Source organism: Leptospira sp. B5-022 (genome assembly GCF_000347035.1).
Classification (GTDB): Bacteria; Spirochaetota; Leptospiria; order Leptospirales; family Leptospiraceae; genus Leptospira_B; species Leptospira_B cinconiae.
This window is the reverse complement of the sequence record NZ_ANIJ01000028.1, coordinates 1-4,092: the sequence shown is the minus strand read 5'-3', so window position 1 is coordinate 4,092 and position 4,092 is coordinate 1. Positions and strand designations below refer to the sequence as shown.

The window sequence follows — 4,092 nt, the reverse complement described above, 5'->3', positions numbered from 1 at the left end:
TCTCTGGACTGCGATGCAAGAACGACCTAAGAATATAATAAAGTTTCCAATTTCTGCGTAATAGAGCCAAACCGTCGTCTAACTTTCGGTGCTTCCGCAGCGCTGCGGGCTTGCTGCGCAACCCTTGCTTGGGCTGCGCCACATTTCGCTTTGTCACTCGCCTTGCAAAGCAAGTCTCGTGCCAAGTGCTTACGCACTCGCGAAACGTCGGAACACCTCGGTCGTTAAGCGCAATAAGCGCAACAATTTGCTATAATTTAGTTATGACTATCTCAGAAAAAGACTCAAAAATACTTTGGGGCAGGGCAGCAGGTCATTGCTCGAATCCAGATTGCTTTATTGAACTCACACAAAAGCTAAATGATGGTGATGCGTTTAATCTTGGGGAAATGGCTCATATAATTGCGAGAAACTCCGACGGGCCACGTGGGAATGATTTACCAGAAGATAATAGCTATGCAAATCTTATATTACTTTGCCCCACTTGCCACACTCGAGTCGACAAAGCTCCGCTAGAATATCCCGTTTCATTGTTGCATAAATGGAAGTTGGATCACGAAGTAAGAATTATAAATATTTTTAAAGAAAAGATATATACAGATCTTATTTTGTTTAAGAGAGATTTATGCGATCTTCTTTATGAGAATAAACAGATTTGGATGCAATTCGGCCCTGAATCAGTTGTAGCAAAAAGTGATCCAAATTCTAGCTTACATAAATTATGGGTAATGAGAAAATTCGATACAATAATACCAAATAACCGAAAGATTATTAATATCTTTGAAGCGAATAGAAACATATTTAATGAAGGTCAATGGAAACTTTTTCAAGATTTTAAATTGCATGCGACTTCATTCGAAGAAAATTCGTATGAAAGAATAGAATCTTATCCACGTTTCCCGCTTAATTTTTCTTTGGAGTTTTGCAATGCATAACGGAAATAATGCGTGGAACGTTTCTTTTAGCGTAATCTCTTGGTTGGAAAGAGCTTTAAAAACTCACAAAAACGTTAAGGAAGTTAGCAGATTTGATGATGTAATGTTTAGAGTTGTGCGAAAAAACCAAAACGATGAAATTCTCATTTTTTGCGCCGATGAATATGCTTGTGGTATTACTTTTGTACATAAAGTACTAGATGCTTATCCTAATTGTAACTGTATATCTGCAGGTGGAGCGTGGAATGGATATACTCGAAAGGCAAAAGAATACTGCGATTCTAACAATATTGGATTATTTGTAAGCGAGGAGTTGTTAGGAGCTTTATGGAAGGATGAATACTGGAAACATTATAAGACAGATGAGGAAGGCAATCGAGAAAGCTTTTATAGAACTGAAAAGGCAAGGTGAAATTTTATCAATTTATCAGTTTGGGTCTTCTACCCGCAAAGAAAATAGAATTCCAAGAGATATTGATTTGTTATTTCTAATATCTGATAATAAACACATTAATTATAGCGGAATTTATGATTTAATAAGAAATATTTCTTTATCTCTTTCTGAAATAGTCCGTTTACCTGTTGATTTTACTATCTTAACTGTTCAGGAAGAAAGTGAGATGCATTTTATAGAAGAATCAAAGGCAATACTATTACTAAAACTATAAAATGCGCTTACTGCGCTCATATCCTTACAATAATAGAAAAAGTAAGGATATGTCAAGGCAAAAAGCCAGAACGGCAACTAACTATCGGTGCTTCCGCTACGCTTCGAGCTTGCTTCGCAACTCTCGCTCGGGCTACGCCACATTTGCTTCTGTCACTTCGTTTGCAGGGCAAACTCGTGCCATCGCAAACGTCGGAACACCTTGGTCGTTAGTCGCCATTGTCTAAATTGAACTAATATATAAACATGTAGGCAATTATTTATGGAAGATAAATTGCGCTATTTAGCACCAAATAAAATCGACCCTAAGAAGATTCATTCAGCATTTCAGAAGCTAATACTTTTTGATAATGCCTTTTTAAATATGCAAGCAATGAACGTCGCAGCGACCGATCAACTAATTATGAACTGGGAATATTCATTGTTGCATGATTATATTAGGAGTGATTCTACGCCTTTGGAATCCGTAATTCTAATTTCGGCATTATCTCAAATGTGGATTTTCGGAACTTACGAATTATTAAGAACTTGGCGCCAGCAAATTAGAGAGCATTTAGACCCAAAATCTAATAAGTTTTATGCAAATGCCGAAACTGACCAAAATCTTTCCGAAGCATATTGGCTAAAGAACCGAGAAAAATTTAAAGACGCTTCATTTGCCAAAAAAGCAAAGAATCAATATGATAAAATGGAACCAATTTTCAGATGTATCGAAGATATTCGAGTTAATCTCGCAAAACATGAAGCCCCAAAAAGTGATAAATTTAAACCCCGTGCTCCTGGCTACGGTAGAATAAATATTAATTGTGGTTCACTTGATTACGAAATTATGGATAGGAATGGCAATTACTCATTTATTAATCGCAGAGATATAGCAGATATGTTAAGAGACAGTATTTCGAGAAAGAAGAAAATACTATGAGATAGACAATAGACAACGGCGACTAACTATCGCCTCAGCCGCTACGCTTCGGGCTGCTTCGCACCCTCGCTTCGGCCTGGCGGCACATTCGCTTCCGTCACTTCGTTTGCGGAGCAAACTCGTGCCGTCGCGAACGTCGGCTAGGCTTGGTCGTTATGCGAAATGCCGCACCCCTCGGGGCCGGACATCCGTGTCCGGCCTCTAGCACGTCTCACAGTTATCCGGTCTGATTTTTCTTGAAGGCAACGCTCCCAGGACAAAGGCTAACGTCGCAACAAAGCCGCCACTGTAAATTGCAAGAGAATTGGAGAGAGTTAGTTTTCCAACTACGATTATCGCAACTCCGGCCAATCCAGTTACTGCTGGCAGCCACTTTCGCGTGCGGTTCCAATAGTACACAATTCCGCCTGCAGCCAGCGCTGAAAATGCAAGCATGATCGGTCGGATATACGGTGTATAATCAACAAAAGTTAGACCCAGACTTGCTAGAACGCTGCCGTAAAGTGGCCAGCAAGCCGGACATGATACTACCGGAAGCATCGCAGTCATCACCACAGGTATGAACGAGAGCAATCCCCATTTCTGTTTGCGTTGAGATTTTCTCAGAGCGTCCAAAACTGCAGCTCTGGGCGGAATTCCTGTCATCCTGCCATCTGCTGTGCGATAAATCCTGCAGGCGTTCCCGCCCACTGACCCGTCTGCAACCACATCCTTTCCGTCAACCAGCACTGTCGGAGAAGATAATTTCCGTGCATACTCAGGTGCGTTTGGATCATCCTTATTCGTCTCAGTCACGTTCAATTGCAGACCAAGTTCCAAACCTATCGTTTTCAACATTTCCCTGACGGCTTGCGCATTTGGGCATGTCGTTTCGTATACAAGCTCAATCTTTTTCATTGCTTCCTCCCAGAGTCGTTAGCAAAGGACAGTCGCCCGTAGGTTCCGCACTAGCACATTGCCGGTTAATCGTAAGCAGACCTCGCTCAATCTTTCGCAAATCTTCAAGCTTCCTGCGCGTTAATTCAAGCTTATGTTCAACTTTTCTTTTCACGCTGGCGCATTGATTCGGTCGCTCGATGCGCAAATCCAGCAGTTCCCCGATTTCCTCCAGGCTGAAGCCCAGATCCTGGGCTCTCTTTATGAATCTGATTCGCGCCGCAACATCCTGTTGATAAAGTCTATAGCCAACTTCGTTTCGCGCAGATTTTCCTAGCAGACCCAGAGAATCGTAGTATCGAACCGTCTGGACTGAAACATCAGCCTTTCTAGCGATTTGTCCTATTTTCATGCCTTCTCTCTGAATTCAGTATATGGTCTATAGTATACTATAGAGTCAATACCCAGAACAAAAAAAAATAAAAAAAATGATCGGGCTCCGGCCTCCATGCCTCCGCCCTCGGGGTGCGGCACTTCGCATAACTTTCGGTGCTTCCGCGTCGCTGCGGGCTTGCTACGCAACCCTTGCTTGGCCTACGGCACATTTTGCTTTGTCACTTCGTTTGCATGCGCAAACTCGCGCCAAGTGCTTCGCACTCGCAAAACGTCGGAACACCTCGGTCGTTAGGCGT

At 42.1% G+C, this 4,092-nt stretch carries 6 protein-coding genes; 4 read left to right on the top strand and 2 right to left on the bottom strand.

From position 1 onward, the window contains the following. Positions 1 to 263: 263 nt before the first annotated feature. From LEP1GSC192_RS13545 to LEP1GSC192_RS13535, 4 genes are all read left to right on the top strand, one after another. Entirely contained in the window at positions 264 to 935 is a 672-nt protein-coding gene (locus tag LEP1GSC192_RS13545; RefSeq protein ID WP_052005232.1) for an HNH endonuclease, read from the top strand. Beyond that, positions 928 to 1,347: a hypothetical protein gene (locus LEP1GSC192_RS13540; protein ID WP_020770545.1), complete on the top strand. Its 420-nt coding sequence runs from the start codon at positions 928 to 930 to the stop codon at positions 1,345 to 1,347. Before LEP1GSC192_RS13545 ends, LEP1GSC192_RS13540 begins: the two co-directional genes overlap by 8 nt. Further along, positions 1,298 to 1,603: a nucleotidyltransferase domain-containing protein gene (locus LEP1GSC192_RS19810; RefSeq protein WP_157186911.1), complete on the top strand. Its 306-nt coding sequence runs from the start codon at positions 1,298 to 1,300 to the stop codon at positions 1,601 to 1,603. The genes LEP1GSC192_RS13540 and LEP1GSC192_RS19810 overlap by 50 nt, the downstream gene beginning before the upstream one ends. Positions 1,604 to 1,864: 261 nt before the next feature. Next, on the top strand, positions 1,865 to 2,524 hold the full coding sequence (locus tag LEP1GSC192_RS13535) for a hypothetical protein (RefSeq protein WP_020770544.1): 660 nt from the start codon (positions 1,865 to 1,867) through the stop codon (positions 2,522 to 2,524). A gap of 201 nt (positions 2,525 to 2,725) precedes the next feature. Here LEP1GSC192_RS13535 and LEP1GSC192_RS13530 read toward each other — a convergent pair whose 3' ends face one another. Next, on the bottom strand, positions 2,726 to 3,421 hold the full coding sequence (locus LEP1GSC192_RS13530; RefSeq protein ID WP_016546891.1) for a glutathione S-transferase N-terminal domain-containing protein: 696 nt from the start codon (positions 3,419 to 3,421) through the stop codon (positions 2,726 to 2,728). Further along, positions 3,408 to 3,812: a heavy metal-responsive transcriptional regulator gene (locus LEP1GSC192_RS13525; protein ID WP_036090212.1), complete on the bottom strand. Its 405-nt coding sequence runs from the start codon at positions 3,810 to 3,812 to the stop codon at positions 3,408 to 3,410. The genes LEP1GSC192_RS13530 and LEP1GSC192_RS13525 overlap by 14 nt, the downstream gene beginning before the upstream one ends. Positions 3,813 to 4,092 lie beyond the last annotated feature (280 nt).

Coding starts and splice junctions, on each gene's coding strand:
- LEP1GSC192_RS13525 (WP_036090212.1), bottom strand. CDS start 3,812: ATGAAAATAGGACAAATCGCTAGAAAGGCTGATGTTTCAGTCCAGACG.
- LEP1GSC192_RS13540 (WP_020770545.1), top strand. CDS start 928: ATGCATAACGGAAATAATGCGTGGAACGTTTCTTTTAGCGTAATCTCT.
- LEP1GSC192_RS13545 (WP_052005232.1), top strand. CDS start 264: ATGACTATCTCAGAAAAAGACTCAAAAATACTTTGGGGCAGGGCAGCA.
- LEP1GSC192_RS19810 (WP_157186911.1), top strand. CDS start 1,298: ATGAGGAAGGCAATCGAGAAAGCTTTTATAGAACTGAAAAGGCAAGGT.
- LEP1GSC192_RS13535 (WP_020770544.1), top strand. CDS start 1,865: ATGGAAGATAAATTGCGCTATTTAGCACCAAATAAAATCGACCCTAAG.
- LEP1GSC192_RS13530 (WP_016546891.1), bottom strand. CDS start 3,421: ATGAAAAAGATTGAGCTTGTATACGAAACGACATGCCCAAATGCGCAA.